The sequence below is a fragment of the Pseudomonas frederiksbergensis genome (assembly GCF_035751725.1).
Classification (GTDB): Bacteria; Pseudomonadota; Gammaproteobacteria; order Pseudomonadales; family Pseudomonadaceae; genus Aquipseudomonas; species Aquipseudomonas frederiksbergensis_A.
The window spans coordinates 4366977-4384939 of record NZ_CP142104.1; the positions used below are offsets into that span (position 1 = coordinate 4366977).

General features: G+C 61.4%; 16 protein-coding genes. 5 read left to right on the plus strand and 11 right to left on the minus strand.

Going from position 1 to position 17963, the window contains the following annotated elements; genetic code table 11:
• Window positions 1-110: 110 nt before the first annotated feature.
• Entirely contained in the window at window positions 111-1832 is a 1722-nt protein-coding gene (gene aceK / locus VQ575_RS19330; protein WP_039593355.1) for a bifunctional isocitrate dehydrogenase kinase/phosphatase, read from the minus strand.
• A 130-nt stretch (window positions 1833-1962) separates the two neighbouring features.
• Here aceK and VQ575_RS19335 point away from each other — a divergent pair, with 130 nt between their 5' ends.
• Window positions 1963-2853, plus strand: coding sequence for a DMT family transporter (locus tag VQ575_RS19335; RefSeq protein WP_325918254.1), 891 nt, complete (start codon window positions 1963-1965; stop codon window positions 2851-2853).
• A gap of 122 nt (window positions 2854-2975) precedes the next feature.
• Here the strand turns inward: VQ575_RS19335 and VQ575_RS19340 are convergent, their stop codons facing one another.
• From VQ575_RS19340 to cysK, 3 genes are all read right to left on the minus strand, one after another.
• Window positions 2976-3839, minus strand: coding sequence for a DMT family transporter (locus tag VQ575_RS19340; protein ID WP_039593353.1), 864 nt, complete (start codon window positions 3837-3839; stop codon window positions 2976-2978).
• Between the two features lie 334 nt (window positions 3840-4173).
• Complete coding sequence (locus tag VQ575_RS19345; RefSeq protein WP_039593352.1) at window positions 4174-5112, minus strand: aspartyl/asparaginyl beta-hydroxylase domain-containing protein; 939 nt, start codon at window positions 5110-5112, stop codon at window positions 4174-4176.
• A gap of 220 nt (window positions 5113-5332) precedes the next feature.
• Window positions 5333-6307 carry a cysteine synthase A gene (cysK, locus tag VQ575_RS19350; RefSeq protein WP_039593351.1) on the minus strand — a complete coding sequence of 325 codons (975 nt, stop codon included), beginning with the start codon at window positions 6305-6307 and terminating at the stop codon, window positions 5333-5335.
• 127 nt (window positions 6308-6434) lie between these two features.
• Here cysK and VQ575_RS19355 point away from each other — a divergent pair, with 127 nt between their 5' ends.
• The 3 genes from VQ575_RS19355 (at window position 6435) to VQ575_RS19365 (ending at window position 9801) form a co-directional block, all read left to right on the plus strand.
• Window positions 6435-7511 (plus strand): DUF748 domain-containing protein, encoded by a 1077-nt coding sequence (locus VQ575_RS19355; RefSeq protein ID WP_045155325.1) that lies wholly within the window; start codon window positions 6435-6437, stop codon window positions 7509-7511.
• A 231-nt stretch (window positions 7512-7742) separates the two neighbouring features.
• Window positions 7743-8588 (plus strand): AAA family ATPase, encoded by an 846-nt coding sequence (locus VQ575_RS19360; RefSeq protein ID WP_003184225.1) that lies wholly within the window; start codon window positions 7743-7745, stop codon window positions 8586-8588.
• A gap of 34 nt (window positions 8589-8622) precedes the next feature.
• The gene (locus VQ575_RS19365; RefSeq protein WP_003198888.1) at window positions 8623-9801 is read left to right on the plus strand and encodes a vWA domain-containing protein; all 1179 of its coding nucleotides are present in this window, start codon (window positions 8623-8625) and stop codon (window positions 9799-9801) included.
• A gap of 106 nt (window positions 9802-9907) precedes the next feature.
• Here the strand turns inward: VQ575_RS19365 and VQ575_RS19370 are convergent, their stop codons facing one another.
• The 7 genes from VQ575_RS19370 to VQ575_RS19400 form a co-directional block, all read right to left on the minus strand.
• The gene (locus tag VQ575_RS19370) at window positions 9908-10828 is read right to left on the minus strand and encodes a 5-oxoprolinase subunit C family protein (RefSeq protein WP_039593349.1); all 921 of its coding nucleotides are present in this window, start codon (window positions 10826-10828) and stop codon (window positions 9908-9910) included.
• On the minus strand, window positions 10825-11529 hold the full coding sequence (gene pxpB, locus VQ575_RS19375) for a 5-oxoprolinase subunit PxpB (protein ID WP_039593348.1): 705 nt from the start codon (window positions 11527-11529) through the stop codon (window positions 10825-10827). Before pxpB ends, VQ575_RS19370 begins: the two co-directional genes overlap by 4 nt.
• A complete protein-coding gene (locus VQ575_RS19380; protein WP_039593347.1) occupies window positions 11526-12278 on the minus strand; it encodes a 5-oxoprolinase subunit PxpA in 753 nt (250 codons plus the stop codon). The genes pxpB and VQ575_RS19380 overlap by 4 nt, the downstream gene beginning before the upstream one ends.
• 63 nt (window positions 12279-12341) lie before the next feature.
• A complete protein-coding gene (locus tag VQ575_RS19385; RefSeq protein ID WP_039593346.1) occupies window positions 12342-13628 on the minus strand; it encodes an MFS transporter in 1287 nt (428 codons plus the stop codon).
• 218 nt (window positions 13629-13846) lie between these two features.
• Window positions 13847-14389 (minus strand): DUF2937 family protein, encoded by a 543-nt coding sequence (locus tag VQ575_RS19390; protein ID WP_039593345.1) that lies wholly within the window; start codon window positions 14387-14389, stop codon window positions 13847-13849.
• A 12-nt stretch (window positions 14390-14401) separates the two neighbouring features.
• Window positions 14402-15178, minus strand: a complete 777-nt coding sequence (locus VQ575_RS19395; protein WP_039593344.1) for a class II glutamine amidotransferase — start codon at window positions 15176-15178, stop codon at window positions 14402-14404.
• Window positions 15179-15209: 31 nt separating this feature from the next.
• Complete coding sequence (locus VQ575_RS19400; RefSeq protein WP_039593343.1) at window positions 15210-15704, minus strand: hypothetical protein; 495 nt, start codon at window positions 15702-15704, stop codon at window positions 15210-15212.
• 159 nt (window positions 15705-15863) lie between these two features.
• Between VQ575_RS19400 and VQ575_RS19405 the strand changes: the two genes are divergently transcribed.
• Window positions 15864-17918 (plus strand): S9 family peptidase, encoded by a 2055-nt coding sequence (locus tag VQ575_RS19405; RefSeq protein WP_325918255.1) that lies wholly within the window; start codon window positions 15864-15866, stop codon window positions 17916-17918.
• The last annotated feature ends 45 nt before the right edge of the window (window positions 17919-17963 follow it).

Genomic DNA, 17963 nt, shown 5'->3' on the forward strand with positions numbered 1-17963 from the left:
CTGCGAAGCAGGCGCCTGGATTTAATGCCGGTCATCAAATCGCCGGGGTGCGCTTCGCACACCAGCGGGAGCAAGCTCCCTCGCCACGGGGAATTCGTTCAGCCGCCGAGTTATTCGCTGTCCAGGTCCTTGCGCCGATACGGGAACACGTCGATCACCTTCCCGGCCCGAATCGCCTCTTGCAGGCCTTTCCAGTAATCAGCGTTGTACAGCTCGCCGTGCAACTGGTCGAACAGCTTGCGCTGCCCCGCGTCGGCGAACAGGAACGGCGGGAATTCCTCAGGGAAGACGTCCAACGGCCCGATGGAATACCAGGGCTCGGACGCCATTTCATCTTCCGGCGTGCGCGGCTGGGGAATGTGCCGAAAATTGGCTTCGGTGAGGAAGCAGATTTCATCGTAGTCGTAGAACACCACGCGGCCGTGGCGGGTCACGCCGAAGTTCTTGAGCAACATGTCGCCGGGGAAGATATTGGCGGCCGCCAGTTGCTTGATCGCCAGGCCATAATCTTCCAGTGCCTCGCGCACCTGGGCTTCGCTGGCGCTTTCCAGGTACAGGTTCAGCGGGGTCATCCGACGCTCGGTCCAGCAGTGGCGAATCAGCACGGTGTCGCCTTCCACCGACACCGTGGAAGGCGCCACCTCCAGCAGCTCCTCCAGGCAGGCCGGCTCGAACTTGCCCAGGGGAAAACGGAAGTCGGCGAACTCCTGGGTATCGGCCATGCGCCCGACCCGGTCGACGCTTTTCACCAGGCGGTACTTCTCGATGACCGTGGCCCGGTCGACGTTTTTCGACGGCGAGAAACGGTCCTTGATGATCTTGAACACGGTGTTGAAGCCCGGCAGCGTAAACACGCTCATGACCATGCCACGCACACCCGGCGCCATGATGAAGCGGTCGTCGGTGTTCGCCAGGTGATTGATCAAGGCCCGGTAGAACTCCGACTTGCCGTGTTTGTAGAACCCGATGGAGGTGTACAACTCGGCGATGTGTTTGCCCGGCAGGATGCGCTTGAGGAAACCGATGAACTCGGCGGGCACCGGCACGTCCACCATGAAGTACGAGCGGGTGAACGAGAAGATGATCGACACCTGCGCCTCGTCAGTGATCAGCGCGTCGATCTGGATGCCCCGACCCTCACGGTGCAAGAACGGAATCACCAGCGGCCACTGATCATCACGGGTATAGATGCGCCCCACCAGGTAGGCGCCCTTGTTGCGGTAAAGCACCGAGGAAAACAGTTCGACGGTCAGTTCCGGGTCCTTGCAGACCCAGTCCGGCAGGTTCTCGCGCAATTGGCTTTCGAGGCGTTGCAAGTCGCCGGGCAGGTCGGCGTAATCCTCGCTGAAGCGATAATCGGCGAAGATCGCCGCCAGCATCTTGTCCAGTTGCCCTTCGGGTTTATAGATGCGGGTCTGAGCTGCGCGGGCACGACGCAGGCTTGGCCGGGTCGTGTGGATGAACATGGTGCCGTCGCTGATCAGGTCATGGCTGAACAGGCCGCAGAAAATCGAGTTGTACCAGGTCTCCGACAATTCATCGTCAAAACGCAGGTCGATCAAGCTGATATAGGCGCTTTTCACCAACGGCCAGCAACCGACGTCCATCAAGGCTTCGGCCTCGAAGGCCTGGCGCAACCTGGCAACGGTTTCGAAGACTTTCTCTTCATACAGATTGATGCGCGCCGCCGAAGCCGCCTGCGCCTCCAACCATTGGGCCTGCTCGAACCGGGCGCGGGCGCCGTCGGTGATCTGCCGGAAATGCTCACGATAATCGTCGAAACCGTCGAGGATCGAACGGGCGATATCGGTGGCGGGCCATGGCTGCGACATAGGGTAAACCTCGGCGGGTCATGCTTGTTATTGGCGACTGAGCTTAGAGGTCAATCCCTCGGCAACGCAACCATTGCCATCGGTGTTGGGCGGGGCGACACTTGCGGCCCGATCAAGGAAGGACACATTCGTGAACCTCGTCGATATCCTGCGCTTGCTGTCACTGGCCGCCATCTGGGGCGCGAGTTTTTTATTCATGCGCATCATCGCCCCGGTCATTGGGACGATTCCCACGGCATTTTTTCGCGTTTCCATCGCCTTCGTCGGCCTGCTGGTCATCCTCGCCCTGATGCGTGTCGACTGGAATTTTCGCGGCAAGCTCAAAGTGGTGATGCTGCTGGGCCTGATCAACTCGGGGATTCCGGCAACGTTCTATTCGCTGGCTGCCCAGGTGCTGCCAGCCGGTTACTCGGCGATTTTCAATGCCACCACGCCACTGATGGGGGTGTTGATTGGCGGTTTGTTCTTCAGCGAAAAACTCACCCTGGCCAAGGTCAGCGGTGTGTTCCTGGGACTGCTCGGCGTGGGCATCCTGACCCGCGCCGGCCCGGTGGCCTTCGACCTGCAACTGCTGATGGGCGCCCTCGCCTGCCTGCTTGCCACCACTTGCTATGGCTTCGCCGGTTTCCTCACCCGGCGTTGGCTCGATCATCAAGGTGGCTTGGACAGCCGTCTCTCGGCCCTGGGCAGCATGTTCGGTGCAACGGTGTTTTTGCTGCCGCTGTTTGGCTACAGCGTCATCAGCCAGCCGCCGGCCAGTTGGGGCGGTTGGAGCGTCTGGCTGTCCTTGCTGGGACTGGGGCTGGTGTGCACGGCGCTGGCGTACATCCTTTATTTCCGGCTGCTCAGTTCCATCGGCCCGGTCAAGTCGATGACCGTGACTTTCCTGATCCCGCCATTCGGCGTGTTGTGGGGCGCGTTGTTGCTGGATGAGCCGTTGGGCATGGCGCATGTGTATGGCGGGTTGTTGATTGCAGCAGCGCTGTGGTTGGTGTTGAAGCCTGGGGTGTCTAGCCGGTAGTCCGTTGGCATGGCCGAAAAGCTTCGCGAGCAAGCCCGCTCCCGCAGGTTATTCGCAATCCTTGTGGGGGCGGGCTTGCTCACGAAAGCGGTAGTGCAATTACCTGATACCTATCCTATAGGCTAGCGGCTCTTACGAAACACAAACACCAACCCCACGATGATCAGCACCATCCCCAGCAAGCTCAACAACGCCAACCGGTTGCCGAACACCAGGTAGTCCATGATCGCCGTCACCGCTGGCACGAGATAGAACAGGCTGGTCACGTTGACCAGGTTGCCCCGGGCAATCAGCCGGTACAGCAACAGCGTCGCCAATACCGACACCACCAGCCCCATCCACAGCACCGGCCCGAAGAACCCCATGCTGTATTCGAAGTGAAACGGCTGGAACGGCACGAACACCGCGCACAACACGAGCCCGGCAAGGTACTGCACCGGCAGCGTGCCCAGCGGATTGTCGGTGATGCGTTTCTGCATGATGGAGCCTGCCGTCATGCTCACCAGCGCCAGCAACCCGCACAGCATGCCCGCCAGGGACATGCCGGCCAGGCCGATGCCCTGGAACACCACCATGACCAACCCCACCAATCCCAGCGCCAGGCCGAACATCCGCTGCCAGGAACGCTGGCGCTCCATGAGCACCACGGTAAGGATTGGCTGCACGCCCATCAACGTCGCCATTACACCGGGGGTGACGTTCAGTTGCAGCGCCAGCAGATAGAAAATCTGGTAGGCGCCCAACAACACCAACCCCGTCGCTGCCGCGTACAGCATCGCCTTGCCCGTGCTGGGGAGCTTGAACTTCAGCATAGGAATCAACAGCACCAGCGCGCACAAAGCGATGGCAAAACGGATCAGCAGGAAGGCGAAAGGTGACGCGTGGGCCAGGCCCAGTTTGGAAAAGATCGCCCCGCTGCTCCACAGCAGAACGAACAGGCTCGTGGAAGCCGTCGCCAATAAGGCGTTTTTGGAAAAGGAAAACATGAAAACCACCTGTAGTCAGGCATTAAGCCAACTCAGCCGAAGCTGAAATCCAGTCGTTTTTTCAGGCGGGCACAGGGAACGGCAACCGTTGCCGATCAGCCCTGAACGCCAACACCCGGCGGTGATACGCAGGCGTATACCGGTGAGCGACTGACAGGTGGAGGGTATTGACCGATCTGCTCAGGCGACCTATTCCCGCACGGCACGACGCCAGCGTAGAACGCTGGAACCACGACCGCGGTGAATGGAAATGCAGGCATGAGCCGATCTCTTGGAGGATGGGTCCGAAAACCGAGCGCTGACTATAACCAGCGCCCGTTGTGTAACGCAATGTTTAAACAAACAACCAATAACCCAGTGCCGTCAGCACGGCTACGGCCAGCACAGGGCGCATCACCCGATACGCCTTGGGATGCCTGCGCTTGAATTGCTTGACCCGACCGCTGATACCGTCGCTGAACGACTTGCTCCAGGCATAGGCCTGGTTGATGCCGCCGACGCGTTCGTCGTCGAGGTTTTGCGGCGCGGTCGCGCGGCCGAGAAACGCGCTGATGGTGCGGTTGACGCGGGCCATCAGGCGGCTTTTCAAGGGCCGCTCGACGTCACAAAACAAGATGACGCGGGTCTGCGGGGTTTCGTTCTTGACCCAGTGCACATAGGTTTCATCGAACATGACGTCTTCGCCATCGCGCCAGGCATAGATCTGACCGTCAACGAAAATCCGACAATTCTCGGAATTGGGCGTGGACAGCCCCAGGTGATACCGCAACGAACCGGCGAAGGGGTCTCGATGGGGGTTCAGGTGGCTGCCACCCGGCAGCAGGGCAAACATTGCGCCCCGGACGTTGGGGATCCGGCTGACCAGCTCGACCGTCCTGGGGCATAACAACTCGGCAGACGGCAGCGGTTTGTCGTACCACTTGAGGTAGAAACGCTTCCAGCCTTTCTTGAAAAACGAGCCGAAACCGGCGTCATTGTTTTTCTCGGCAGCCCGAATGTAACCCTCGTCGAACAGGTGCATGGCCTCGTCGCGGATCACTTGCCAGTTATCCTTGAGCACATCCAGCTCGGGAAATTGGCTGCGATCCAGGTAAGGTTTGGAGGGCACGCCGGAGAACAGATACATCAGCGCGTTATAAGGGGCGAACAGCGCCGAATGGTTGACGAACTGGCGCAATACCGGCAAACGCGCCTTGCCACGTAAATGCACATAAAGCGTACTGCCCATGAACAGCAACAGTACCGAGGACTTGGCGATAAACGAAACGGTCATGTCAAAGCTCCTTCTCGAAACCACTGACGCAACGCCAACTGCCCGACGTAGCCAGGGGCCATGCTAAACACCCATGGCCCGGGTAAAAACCGTCTGACGCAACATTCTCTGTTGAGTAAAACGCAACAATCACCTTCTAACACGCGTCACCTGAACCTTGGCTGACGCGCTTTCAAACGTGCCTCGCTACATGGCGCCTACCGCCATATCCGGCCTGCGGTTACTGCTGGGTCTCCTGCTCGGTAAACAGATCGCTGAACAGCATGCTCGACAGGTACCGCTCGCCCGAGTCCGGCAGGATCACCACGATGGTCTTGCCCTGCATTTCCGGCTTTTCCGCCAAGCGTGCCGCCACGGCCATCGCCGCGCCGCAGGAGATACCGCACAGGATGCCCTCTTCCTGCATCAAGCGCAGGGCCATGGCCTTGGATTCTTCATCGGTCACCCGCTCGACCTGATCGACGATCGACAAATCGAGGTTCTTCGGCACGAAACCCGCGCCGATGCCCTGGATCTTGTGGGGGCTGGGCTTGATTTCCTGCCCAGCCATCGCCTGGGTAATCACCGGCGAAGCCTCGGGCTCCACCGCCACCGACAGGATCGGTTTGCCGCACGTATTCTTGATATACCGTGAGACCCCGGTAATCGTTCCGCCCGTGCCCACGCCCGCGACCAGCACGTCGACCGCGCCATCCGTATCGTTCCAGATTTCCGGGCCAGTGGTTTTCTCATGGATCGCCGGGTTTGCCGGATTGTCGAACTGCTGCGGCATGAAATATTTCGACGGGTCGCTGGCCATGATCTCGGCGGCTTTCTCGATGGCTCCTTTCATGCCCTTGGCGGGCTCGGTGAGCACCAGCTCCGCGCCCAGGGCCTTGAGCACCTTGCGCCGTTCGATGCTCATGGACGCAGGCATGGTCAGCATCAATTTATAGCCACGGGCGGCGGCCACGAATGCCAGGCCGATACCGGTATTACCCGAAGTTGGTTCGACGATGGTCATGCCCGGCTTGAGTTTGCCAGTGCTTTCGGCGTCCCAGATCATGTTGGCGCCAATCCGGCATTTAACTGAATAACCCGGGTTGCGCCCTTCGATTTTCGCCAGGATGGTCACGCCACGCGGGGCGATGCGATTGATCTGCACCAGTGGCGTATTGCCAATGGAATGGGCGTTGTCAGCGTATATACGACTCATGACCGGGTCCTTGAATGCAGAGGGAATTTAGCGCTTAAAGGTAAGCCTGTTACCCAAGGGCGTCCAGTTGCACCGAACGTTCCAGTTGTTACAGGAGTCAATGACTTTAACAACGGAGACTACTGTCATGAAGCGTCGATACAGCTGGCCACTGTGGGCTTTCGTCGCCATCGTTGCGCTGCTGGTGGCCCTGCATTTCGCCTTGCCCTACCTGGTACGCGACTACCTGAACGACAAGCTGGCGGACATGGGCGATTACCGCGGCCAGGTCGTCGATGTCGACCTGGCGCTCTGGCGCGGCGCCTATCGGATCAACGGCCTGAGGATCGTCAAGGTCGACGGCAAGGTCCCGGTGCCATTCGTCGATGCTCCGCTGGTCGACCTGTCCGTGAGCTGGCACTCGCTGTGGTATGACCATGCGGTGGTGGCGGAAGTGGAGTTCGCCCGTCCCGAAGTCAACTTTGTCGATGGCGGCGCCAACCGGCAGGATTCCCAAACCGGCCAGGGCACCAACTGGCGCGAGCAACTGGAAAAACTGCTGCCCATCACCTTCAACGAAGTGCGTATCCGGGACGGCAAGGTCACCTTTCGCAATTTCAATTCCAAGCCGCCGGTCAACCTGAGGGCCACCGACGTCAACGCCAGTTTCTACAACCTGACCAATGTGGTCGACACCGAAGGCAAGCGCGACGCCCGCTTTGAAGGCAAGGCCCTGGTGGCCGAACATGCGCCCCTGGAGATGCAAGCCACCTTCGACCCCCTGAGCAATTTCGAAGACTTCGATTTCCGCCTTCGGGCGACGAACATCGAACTCAAGCGCCTGAATGATTTCGCCGCGGCCTATGGCAAATTCGATTTCAATGCCGGCCATGGCGACCTGGTGGTCGAGGCCGAAGCCGACAACGCCAAGCTCAGCGGCTACATCAAGCCACTGCTGCGTGATGTCGACGTGTTCGACTGGCAGCAGGACGTGGAAAACCAGAACAAGAACATCTTCCGCTCGGTCTGGGAAGCCCTGGTTGGCGCAGGCGAAACGGCCCTCAAGAACCAACGCAAGAACCAATTCGCCACCCGGGTGGAACTCAGCGGCAATGTCCACCAGCAGGACATCAGCGCCTTCGAAGCTTTCCTGCAGATCCTGCGCAACGGTTTCGTCCAGGCCTTCAATGCCCGCTACGAGCAGCCGCCGCCCTCAAAGGATTAGGTTTGGCGCCGATCTTCCAGCGCAGTAGACATGCCATCGAATGTATCGCCAAATTGGCGATACGAAATGCTGGCAAGGCGCCGAGACTGAGTCAACATGTGACGCCCCATTCAGAGACTGAATACAGCGTCTGCGTTCACAGTCGGCGGGGCCTCGCGGTATAGTCGGGCACGCTATTTATTTCGCGCGCCCCGCCTCGCCGGGCCGACGACACGTTCGAGGAAATTGCAGATGAAGTTCGAAGGCACCAGCGCCTACGTGGCCACCGATGACCTGAAACTGGCCGTGAACGCCGCCATCACCCTGGAACGGCCGCTGCTGGTCAAGGGCGAGCCGGGCACCGGCAAGACCATGCTCGCCGAACAATTGGCCGAGTCCTTCGGCGCGCGCCTGATCACCTGGCACATCAAGTCCACCACCAAGGCCCACCAAGGCCTGTACGAGTACGACGCGGTCAGCCGCCTGCGGGACTCGCAGTTGGGCGTGGACAAGGTCCATGACGTGCGCAACTACCTGAAGAAGGGCAAGCTCTGGGAAGCGTTCGAGTCCGAGGAGCGGGTGATCCTGCTGATCGACGAAATCGACAAGGCCGACATCGAGTTCCCCAACGACCTGCTGCAGGAACTCGACAAGATGGAGTTCTACGTCTACGAGACCGACGAAACCATCAAGGCCAAGCAGCGCCCGATCATCATTATTACCTCCAACAACGAAAAAGAACTGCCGGACGCCTTCCTGCGCCGCTGCTTCTTCCACTACATCGCCTTCCCCGACCGCGTCACCCTGCAAAAAATCGTCGATGTGCATTACCCGGACATCAAGAAGGACTTGGTCAGCGAAGCGCTGGACGTGTTCTTCGACGTTCGCAAGGTGCCGGGCCTGAAGAAAAAACCTTCCACTTCCGAACTGGTGGACTGGCTCAAGCTGCTGATGGCCGACAACATCGGCGAAGCGGTGCTGCGCGAGCGTGATCCGACCAAGGCCATTCCACCGCTGGCCGGCGCCCTGGTCAAGAACGAACAGGATGTGCAACTGCTTGAGCGCCTGGCGTTCATGAGCCGTCGCGGCACCCGCTGATCCTCTTCGTTTAACAAGAGCGAGGGCGATTGCCATGCTGCTTAACCTGTTCAATGAGATGCGCGCCGCCAAGGTGCCCGTGTCGGTGCGTGAACTGCTGGACCTGATCAACGCGCTTAAACAGCGGGTGATCTTCGCCGACATGGACGAGTTCTATTACCTGTCCCGGGCGATCCTGGTGAAGGACGAACGGCATTTCGACAAGTTCGACCGGGCGTTTGCCGCCTACTTCAACGGCCTGGAGAAACTCGACGATCACCTCCAGGCGCTGATTCCCGAGGACTGGCTGCGCAAGGAATTCGAGCGCTCGTTGACCGACGAGGAACGGGCGCAGATCCAATCCCTGGGCGGCCTGGACAAGCTGATCGAAGAATTCAAGAAGCGCCTGGAAGAACAGAAGGAACGTCACGCCGGGGGCAACAAGTGGATCGGCACCGGCGGCACCAGCCCATTCGGCTCCGGCGGTTTCAACCCCGAAGGCATTCGGGTCGGCGACGCCGGCAAGCGCCAGGGCAAGGCCGTGAAGGTCTGGGACCAGCGCGAATACAAGAACCTCGACGACCAGGTGGAGTTGGGCACCCGCAACATCAAGATCGCTCTGCGCCGCTTGCGCAAGTTCGCCCGCCAGGGTGCGGCCGAAGAGTTGGACATCGACGGCACCATCGACCACACCGCCCGGGACGCCGGGCTCTTGAACATCCAGATGCGCCCGGAGCGCCGCAACACCGTCAAGTTGTTGCTGCTGTTCGACATCGGTGGCTCGATGGATGCCCACGTGAAGATCTGCGAAGAACTGTTTTCGGCCTGCAAGACCGAGTTCAAGCACCTGGAGTACTTCTACTTCCACAACTTCGTCTACGAATCGGTGTGGAAGAACAACCTGCGCCGCACCTCGGAACGCACCTCGACCCAGGACTTGCTGCACAAGTACGGCGCCGACTACAAAGTGATCTTCATCGGCGACGCTGCCATGGCGCCTTATGAAATCACCCAGGCCGGCGGCAGCGTCGAGCACTGGAACGAAGAAGCCGGTTATGTGTGGATGCAGCGCTTCATGGAGAAGTACAAGAAGCTCATCTGGATCAACCCGTACCCCAAGGACACCTGGGGCTACACCGCCTCGACCAACATCGTGCGCGAATTGGTGGAAGACCGGATGTATCCGCTGACGTTGCGGGGGTTGGAGGAAGGGATGCGGTTTCTTTCCAAATAAAGTCTTCCGGTGCCTGTAAGGGCCTCTTCGCGAGCAAGCCCGCTCCCACACTGGATCTGCGTCGCACAGCAGATTCCTTGTGGAAGCGGGCTTGCTCGCGAAGCTGTTAGCGCTTGGAAAACACCTGCAAACACTCCACCTGTTGCCGATGCGCAACCGCCTGCACCACCGGCCGCAACCGCACCTGCGCCCCCGGCAGGCATTGCGCCAGCCGGGCCAGGGACAGCGGCGTCAACGCACCCAGGCGTGGATATCCGCCAATGGTTTGCCGATCATTGAGCAGCACGATCGGCTGGCCGTCCGGCGGCACCTGCACGGCACCGAGCGGAATACCCTCGGAGATCATTGCCGGCCCCTGATATTCCAACGCTGTGCCCAGTAACCGCATACCCATGCGGTCGGCGCGACTGTCCAGCGTCCACGCAGTGTTGAACGCATCGAAGAGGCTGCGTCCGCTGAATGCGCCATTCTGCGCGCCGAGGATCAGGTCCAGCGGCTGCGCTTGCTGGAAATCTGGAATTCGCACATGCGGCATGGGCCGCGGTGTCGCCGGGCCTGAATAGCTCAAATGCTCGCCGCGACAGAGCGCCCGCCCCCGCCCATCCAGGCCACCGAGTTCCTCGCGCACCACGGTCGCCCGACTACCCAATACCGCAGGCGCATCAAAACCACCGGGGGCCGCCAGGTAGGCCCGGGCACCGAGCACGGGTTGAGTGAGAGCCAGCACCTGGCCTTTGCGCAAGCTGAAGAAACGCCACGATGCCACGCCCTGGCCGTCTATCCGCGCCCCCAGGTCCGCCCCGGCCAGCGCCAGCACACAATCATCTTCGGCCACCACGGTAAAGCCACCCAGGGTGATCTCCACCACCGCCGCGTCCAGGTCATTGCCGAGCATCCAGTTGGCCCATGCCATCGACAACCAATCCGCCGCGCCGCCCTGGGTCACGCCCAGGTGCCTCACGCCGAACCGGCCGGCGTCCTGCAACAGGCACAGCGGGGTGCTGGCCTCGATCAACAACCGGCTCATGCCTGGGCCTCCAACGGTGTGTCGTCGCCACCCAAGGCAATGAATTCGGCGTGATCCACGGGAGCAAAACGCACCGTGTCGCCGGGTTGCATCAGGCTGTAGCCATCGCGCTCGCGATCGAACAGTCTGGTCGGCGTGCGCCCGATCAGGTTCCAGCCACCGGGCGACATCACCGGATACGCCGCGGTCTGGCGCTCGGCAATCCCGACGCTGCCCGCAGCTACGCGTTTGCGCGGCGTGTCGAGGCGTGGGGCGGCCAGTGCTTCATCCACCAACCCCATGAAGGCAAAGCCAGGCGCGAAGCCCAAGGCAAACACTTGGTATTCGCGCTCGCTGTGTTGACGAATCACCTGCTCCACCGTCAGGCCGCTGCGACTCGCCAGCAGGCCCAACTCCGGCCCGACACTGGCGTCGTACCACACCGGCAGCACGTGGCATTGGCCGGCGGACCGGGCATCCGGTGACAGGTTATGCAGCGCCTCGTCGATCAATTCGCGCGCCTGGACCGGGTTCAGGGCGAGCAAATCATAATGCACCATCAATGTCGTGTAGGACGGGACCAGGTCGATCAAACGCTCGGCAAACACCGCTCGCAGGCGTTCGCTGGCGGCGAGCATCCACGGCATGTTGGCCTCGGCGATCCCATCGAACAGACGCACCATCAGGCAGTCCACCGCCACCACTTCCACCCGTGGCTTCATGGCGCACTCTGCCGGTCCAGGGCTTCGCGGATGCGTTGCACGGCCGCCACGGAGCTGGCGTTGTCACCGTGCACGCACAGGGTGTTGGCCTTCAGGTGCAAGACACTGCCGTCGCTGGCGGTCAAGGCATCGCCACGGGCGATGGTCAACGCCTGCTCGATGATGATTTCGGGGTCATGGTGCACCGCGCCCGGCGCTTGCCGTGAAACCAGGCGGCCGGCACTGTCATAAGCGCGATCGGCGAAGGCTTCGAACCACAGAGTCACGCCGTACTCGTCGCCCAAGGCCTGGGCGGCGTGGTTGTCCCGGGTCGCCATGAGCATCAACGGCAGGTGCCGGTCGTACGCCGCGACGGCCTGGATCACCGCGCGCAGTTGCGCCGGGTTGGCCATCATGTCGTTGTACATCGCCCCATGGGGCTTGACGTAGCTGACGCGCCCGCCCTGGGCTCGGCAGATACCGTCGAGGGCGCCGATCTGATAGTGCAGCAAGTCTTGCAGTTCCTGGGCGCCATAGGCCATGGAACGGCGGCCGAAGCCCGCCAGGTCCTGATAGGCAGGATGCGCGCCGATCTGTACGCCGTGGCTCAGGGCCAGGCTGACGGTCTTGCGCATGATGCTCGGGTCGCCGGCATGGAAGCCGCAGGCAATGTTGGCGCAATCGATGAAGGGCATCACTTCGGCGTCCAGACCCATGGTCCAGCTGCCGAAGCTTTCGCCGATATCGCAATTCAGTAGCAGGCGGTTCACGGTGAACGCTCCTGTAGGTTCTTTCTTCTTAGACCGTGGGATTTGCATCCCACAGGTTATCAGTTACTCGGCTTCCAACTGCTTGCCTTGGGTTTCCGGCAGACTCAGCGCCGCCAGTATCACCACGCCGTAGGACACCGCCGCGAACGCGCCGATACCCACGCTCAACGGTACTTTCTGGCTCAGGATACCGATCAACAGTGGGAACAGCGCCGCCACTGCCCGGCCGATGTTGTAGCAGAAGCCCTGGCCCGACCCCCGAATGCGCGTGGGAAACAGTTCGGTGAGGAACGAGCCCATGCCGCTGAACATCCCCGAAGCGAAAAAGCCCAGGGGAAAGCCCAACCAGAGCATCACGTTATTGCTCACCGGCACTTGGGTGTACAGCAGGACGATGGTGAACGAACCGATGGCGTACAGGACGAAGTTCTTCTTGCGCCCGAGGATGTCCGACAGGTACGCGCTGATGACGTAACCCACATACGACCCGACGATCACCATCGCCAGGTAGCCGCCGGTGCCCAGGACGCTCAGGCCACGCTCGTTCTTGAGAAAAGTCGGCAGCCAGGACGTGATCGCGTAGTAACCGCCCAGGGCACCGGTGGTCAGCAGCGAGGCACGCAGGGTGGTGAAGAGAATCCCAGGGGCAAAAATCTCGTAGAACTTCGCCGGATTTTCCGGCGTCAGCCGTGCCTTGGTCTGGTTGTAGACCTCCGGATCCTTGACCAACCGGCGGACAAAAATCACGAACACCGCTGGCACGATGCCGAGGATGAACAGTGCGCGCCAGGCGTCTTCCGGCGGCAACACCGAGAACAGCAGCGCATACAGGATCGCGGTCATGCCCCAGCCCAGCGCCCAACCCGATTGCACCATGCCCACCGCTTTACCGCGGTCCTTGGCGCGAATGACTTCGCCCATCAACACCGCACCGGCCGTCCATTCGCCGCCGAAACCGAAGCCCATCAAGGTTCGTGCGATCAACAATTGTTCGTAGTTCTGGGCAAAGCCGCACAGGAAGGTGAAGAACGCGAACCACAGCACCGTCAGTTGCAGGGTACGGACCCGGCCGATGCGGTCGGAGAGAATGCCCGCCACCCAGCCGCCGATGGCCGACGCGATCAAGGTACTGGTGTGGATCAGGCCTGCCTGGCCAGTAGTGATGCCCCACATCGCAATCAGGGTCGGCACCACGAAACTGAGCATTTGCGTGTCCATGCCGTCCAGGGCGTAACCGATCTTGCAGCTCCAGAAGGTGCGACGTTCCTGCTGGTTGATGTTGCGGTACCAATCGAACGGGCCGGACCGGGCCTGGGGTTGGGGGACGCCGAGCGTGTCGGGTGCACTCATGGTGGTTCTCCACGGTTTTATTGTTGTGAGTCTCGACGACGCAGACGTGGAGACCGTTGCCCCGATTCTTGAGCGCGCAGCCGATCTCGTCCAACGAATAAAACCTTGGCCGGGTCATAAGAAAAATTTGATAGGACGGTACATCGCCAGGATAGCGGACCGCTCTTGTGGTGAGGGAGCTTGCTCCCTCACTACAGCAAGCTCACTGATCCATCGAGTCAGAGCCCGCGCAGGTCGCGCTCTTCGATCGGCCGGCCCTGGCGCAGGCGCTTGCCGCCCAATACCACCCAGTCGATCAGGCGGAACAGGCATTCCAGGCCGAACGACAGCAACATCGCACCGCTGATGCCCCAGATCATTGCTTCGGGAGTCAGCAGGATCTGGTAGCTGTAGCCGTTCCAGGTCTCCTTGCGGATGTCCGGATCGGCGGCCAGCGCCACTTGCAACAGGCGGATGTACCACGGGCCTTGCATCGCCTGGAACTGCTTGTCCAGTGCCTGCTGGCGCACGAGCAAGGTGTTCAGGCTGTCGGCGTCACTGCGAAAGATCGGGTCTTCGCTGGCGCGGTAATGGGCCACCAAGGCCTGCATGTCACCCTTGAAGAATTGATTGGCGGTGCCCTGGAACCCCTGGAGACCGGTTTGCGCCTCGATCAGGTGAGCCTCGACCCGCTTGGCGTAATCATTGATGAACCCCGGCACCTGGACCCCCACCAGCAAGCCCACCGCGAACAGCACCAACCGTAGATAACTGAGCAACATAACGTGACGTCCTTATTCGGTCCGGCCGTGGCTGACGCATTCGCCGCGTCGCCACAGGCTCCATTGGCCCGGTTCGTAGCGGGTCCAGGTTTCGTTTTCGGTCAAGGGTTCGGTGGCGATCACCGTGACCACATCGTTGGGCGTGGTTTCCGCCTGGAAATCGACGATAACGTCCACATCCTTGAGCCTCGCCGGGCCGAATGGCGCGCGACGGGTGATCTGGGCCAGTTTGGTCGAGCAATAGCAGAACAGCCAGTCGCCATCGCTGAGCAGGCAATTGAACACACCTTTGCTGCGGTATTCGGAGCAGGCCTCGACCAGCGACGGCAGCAACCGCTCCACCTCCACCGGCTCGGGGAAGGCCTGGCGCACGCGGTTGAGCAGGTCGCAGAAGGCCGCTTCGCTGTCGGTGTCGCCCACCGGGCGGTAGAAGCTCACGCCCGGCTGGAAATCGGCGAGCTGGCCGTTGTGGGCAAAACACCAGTTGCGGCCCCATAACTCACGCACGAACGGGTGCGTGTTGGACAGGCAGACCTTGCCGACGTTGGCCTGGCGGATGTGCCCGATCACCACTTCGCTCTTGATCGGATAACGCTGCACCAGGTTCGCCACTTCCGATTCGCTGCTGGCAGCGGGGTCCTGGAACAGCCGCAGGCCACGGCCTTCATAGAAAGCGATACCCCAACCGTCGCGATGCGGCCCGGTCTTGCCTCCGCGCTGCATCAGCCCGGTGAAGCTGAACACGATGTCGGTCGGCACATTGGCGCTCATGCCCAATAATTCACACATGCTCGAACCCTCGTTGGATTGGGCAGCCCGGTTACAGGCGCGGTTCGATACGCGAACGCTGGGGGTTGCTCGGCACGGGTGGACGGCCGTAACGGTCGTCACCAGCCACACCGAACGGCGGCTCGTCATCAGGCTCGGCAGCAGCGGCGGCTTTCGCGGCGGCGGCGCGTTCCTTGCGAGCCTTGGCAGCGCGTTCGATGGGCAAGCGGATCAGCACCACGATCAGATACAAGCCGAAGGCGATCATGGCGTACATGAGCAAGTCGGACGCGGCGCGCCATACGTTGTTGCCCACCTTGAACAACACGTCCAGGGCGACGATGGCCAAGGCCGGGGCGACCTTTTCCTTCACCGGGTCGACGATGGTGGGGCTGAACAGCAACACCGCCATCAGCAACCGCAGCGGCTCGCGCAACCAGCGCCACATGAAGCGGGTCATGCGCATCCATACCAGGAGGCAACCCAGGGCGGCGAAGGCGTACAGGCCCCAGGCAATCAGATAGTCGTTCTCGGTCATGGTGTCCATGGCAAGGCAGGCAAAGAGGCGCTTATAGTAACGGCTTTTCGCTCGTCAGGCTGCCCCGGCGTCTTGCGGATGCCCGGCAGGGTGAGTTTTTCGGTCCGACGACAGAACCGACCCCGCCAGCCACTTGTCCCTTTTCGTATTACGCTCGAGAGTTTCTCCATGCCCCGATCTGCCCACGTTTTCGACGCCCCGATAGCCCACAAAAACCCTGGTGTCGATCCCTATGCCTGGCTGCAGGACCGCGACACCGACGCCGTGCTCGAATACCTCAAGGCTGAAAACAGCTATCAGGAAGCGGTGCTTGCCGACCAGGCCGAGCTGCGCGAAACGCTGTTCCAGGAAATCAAGGGACGGATCCTCGAGACCGACCTGTCCCTGCCCTCGCCCTGGGGTCCCTACTTGTATTACACCCGCACCACCGCGGGCGACGAATACCCGCGCCATTACCGCTGCCCGCGTCCGGCGGACGACAGCCTGACCGTGGATCAGAGCCGTGAACAGTTGCTGTTGGACCCGAACGCCCTGGCCGGCGGCGGATTCTTTGCCTTGGGCGCGTTCAGCATCAGCCCCGACCACCAGCGCCTGGCCTACAGCCTGGATACCACGGGCGATGAGATCTACACGCTGTTCGTCAAGGAATTATCCAGCGACAAGGTCAGCGAACTGTCCTTCGAGAACTGCGACGGCAGCATGACCTGGGCCAACGACAGCCTGACGCTGTTCTTCGGCGAACTGGACGACACCCATCGGCCACACAAGCTGTTCCGCTATCGTTTGGATGGCACCGCCGCCGAAGAGGTATTCCATGAGCCGGACGGGCGTTTTTTCCTGCATTGCTACCGTTCGAGCTCCGAGCGCCAACTGATCCTGTCCCTGGGCAGCAAGACCACCAGTGAAGTCTGGGTGCTCGACGCGGCGCAACCGCAGCAGCCGTTTACCTGCGTAGCGCCACGGGTGGAGGACCATGAATACGACATCGATCACGGCCTGCTCGACGGTCAATGGACGTGGTTTATCCGCAGCAACCGCGACGGCATCAACTTCGCGTTGTACCAGGCCGCCGACACCGGCGAGGCGCCGACCGAGGCCGACTGGCAGAACCTGATCCCCCACAGCGATACGGTGATGATCGATGGCTTGAGCCTGAACGCCACGGCCATGACCTTGAGCCTGCGCGAAGGCGGCCTGCCCATTATCGAAGTTCACCCACAGGGCTTGCCGACATATCGGGTGCAATTGCCAGACGCGGCCTACAGCCTGCACGTACAGAACAGCCTCGAGTTCGCCAGCGAGCGTATCCGCCTGCGCTACGAGGCGCTGAATCGCCCGGCACAGATCCGCCAGTTGGACCTGGCCAGCGGCGATCAGGTCGTGCTCAAGCAAACCCCGGTCCTGGGTCCGTTCGATGCCGATGCCTACGTCAGTCAACGACTCTGGGCCACGGCGCCGGACGGCACGCAGGTGCCCATCAGCCTGGTGGTCAAGCGCGAAGCCCTGGGCCAGCCGGTGCCACTGTATCTGTACGGCTACGGCGCCTACGGCGAAAGCCTCGACCCGTGGTTTTCCCACGCGCGGCTGAGCCTGCTGGACCGCGGCGTGGCGTTCGCCATCGCCCATGTGCGCGGTGGCGGCGAATTGGGCGAAGCCTGGTATCGCGCCGGCAAACAAGAGCACAAGCACCACACCTTCAGCGACTTCATTGCCTGCGCCGAACACCTGGTCGCCAATGGCTTCACCACCGCCGACCAACTGGCGATCAGCGGCGGCAGCGCCGGTGGGCTGTTGATCGGCGCGGTGCTCAACCAGCGTCCGGAACTGTTCAAGGTCGCAATTGCCGAAGTGCCATTTGTCGACGTGCTCAACACCATGCTCGATCCCGAACTGCCATTGACCGTAACCGAATACGACGAATGGGGTAATCCGCAGGAGCCGGACGTCTATGATCGGATCAGGGCCTACGCCCCGTACGAAAACGTCCGCGCCCAGGCGTACCCGGCAATGCTGGTGATCGCTGGCTACAACGACAGCCGCGTGCAGTACTGGGAAGCAGCCAAGTGGGTGGCGAAGCTGCGGGCTACCAAGACCGACGACAACCCATTGCTGCTCAAGACCGAACTGGGCGCCGGCCATGGCGGCATGAGCGGTCGCTACCAGGGGTTGCGTGACGTAGCGCTCGAATATGCGTTTGTGTTGAAGGTTTTAGGGGTGGCCTGAGGAACTCTGTGGGATGGCCGGGTCTTAGCTCCATGCGCTGGGCCC

What these genes read in the sequence shown, in the direction of transcription:
- aceK (WP_039593355.1), bottom strand. Translation starts at nt 1,832, where the DNA reads ATGTCGCAGCCATGGCCCGCCACCGATATCGCCCGTTCGATCCTCGAC.
- VQ575_RS19340 (WP_039593353.1), bottom strand. Translation starts at nt 3,839, where the DNA reads ATGTTTTCCTTTTCCAAAAACGCCTTATTGGCGACGGCTTCCACGAGC.
- VQ575_RS19345 (WP_039593352.1), bottom strand. Translation starts at nt 5,112, where the DNA reads ATGACCGTTTCGTTTATCGCCAAGTCCTCGGTACTGTTGCTGTTCATG.
- cysK (WP_039593351.1), bottom strand. Translation starts at nt 6,307, where the DNA reads ATGAGTCGTATATACGCTGACAACGCCCATTCCATTGGCAATACGCCA.
- VQ575_RS19355 (WP_045155325.1), top strand. Translation starts at nt 6,435, where the DNA reads ATGAAGCGTCGATACAGCTGGCCACTGTGGGCTTTCGTCGCCATCGTT.
- VQ575_RS19360 (WP_003184225.1), top strand. Translation starts at nt 7,743, where the DNA reads ATGAAGTTCGAAGGCACCAGCGCCTACGTGGCCACCGATGACCTGAAA.
- VQ575_RS19365 (WP_003198888.1), top strand. Translation starts at nt 8,623, where the DNA reads ATGCTGCTTAACCTGTTCAATGAGATGCGCGCCGCCAAGGTGCCCGTG.
- VQ575_RS19370 (WP_039593349.1), bottom strand. Translation starts at nt 10,828, where the DNA reads ATGAGCCGGTTGTTGATCGAGGCCAGCACCCCGCTGTGCCTGTTGCAG.
- pxpB (WP_039593348.1), bottom strand. Translation starts at nt 11,529, where the DNA reads ATGAAGCCACGGGTGGAAGTGGTGGCGGTGGACTGCCTGATGGTGCGT.
- VQ575_RS19385 (WP_039593346.1), bottom strand. Translation starts at nt 13,628, where the DNA reads ATGAGTGCACCCGACACGCTCGGCGTCCCCCAACCCCAGGCCCGGTCC.
- VQ575_RS19390 (WP_039593345.1), bottom strand. Translation starts at nt 14,389, where the DNA reads ATGTTGCTCAGTTATCTACGGTTGGTGCTGTTCGCGGTGGGCTTGCTG.
- VQ575_RS19395 (WP_039593344.1), bottom strand. Translation starts at nt 15,178, where the DNA reads ATGTGTGAATTATTGGGCATGAGCGCCAATGTGCCGACCGACATCGTG.
- VQ575_RS19400 (WP_039593343.1), bottom strand. Translation starts at nt 15,704, where the DNA reads ATGGACACCATGACCGAGAACGACTATCTGATTGCCTGGGGCCTGTAC.
- VQ575_RS19405 (WP_325918255.1), top strand. Translation starts at nt 15,864, where the DNA reads ATGCCCCGATCTGCCCACGTTTTCGACGCCCCGATAGCCCACAAAAAC.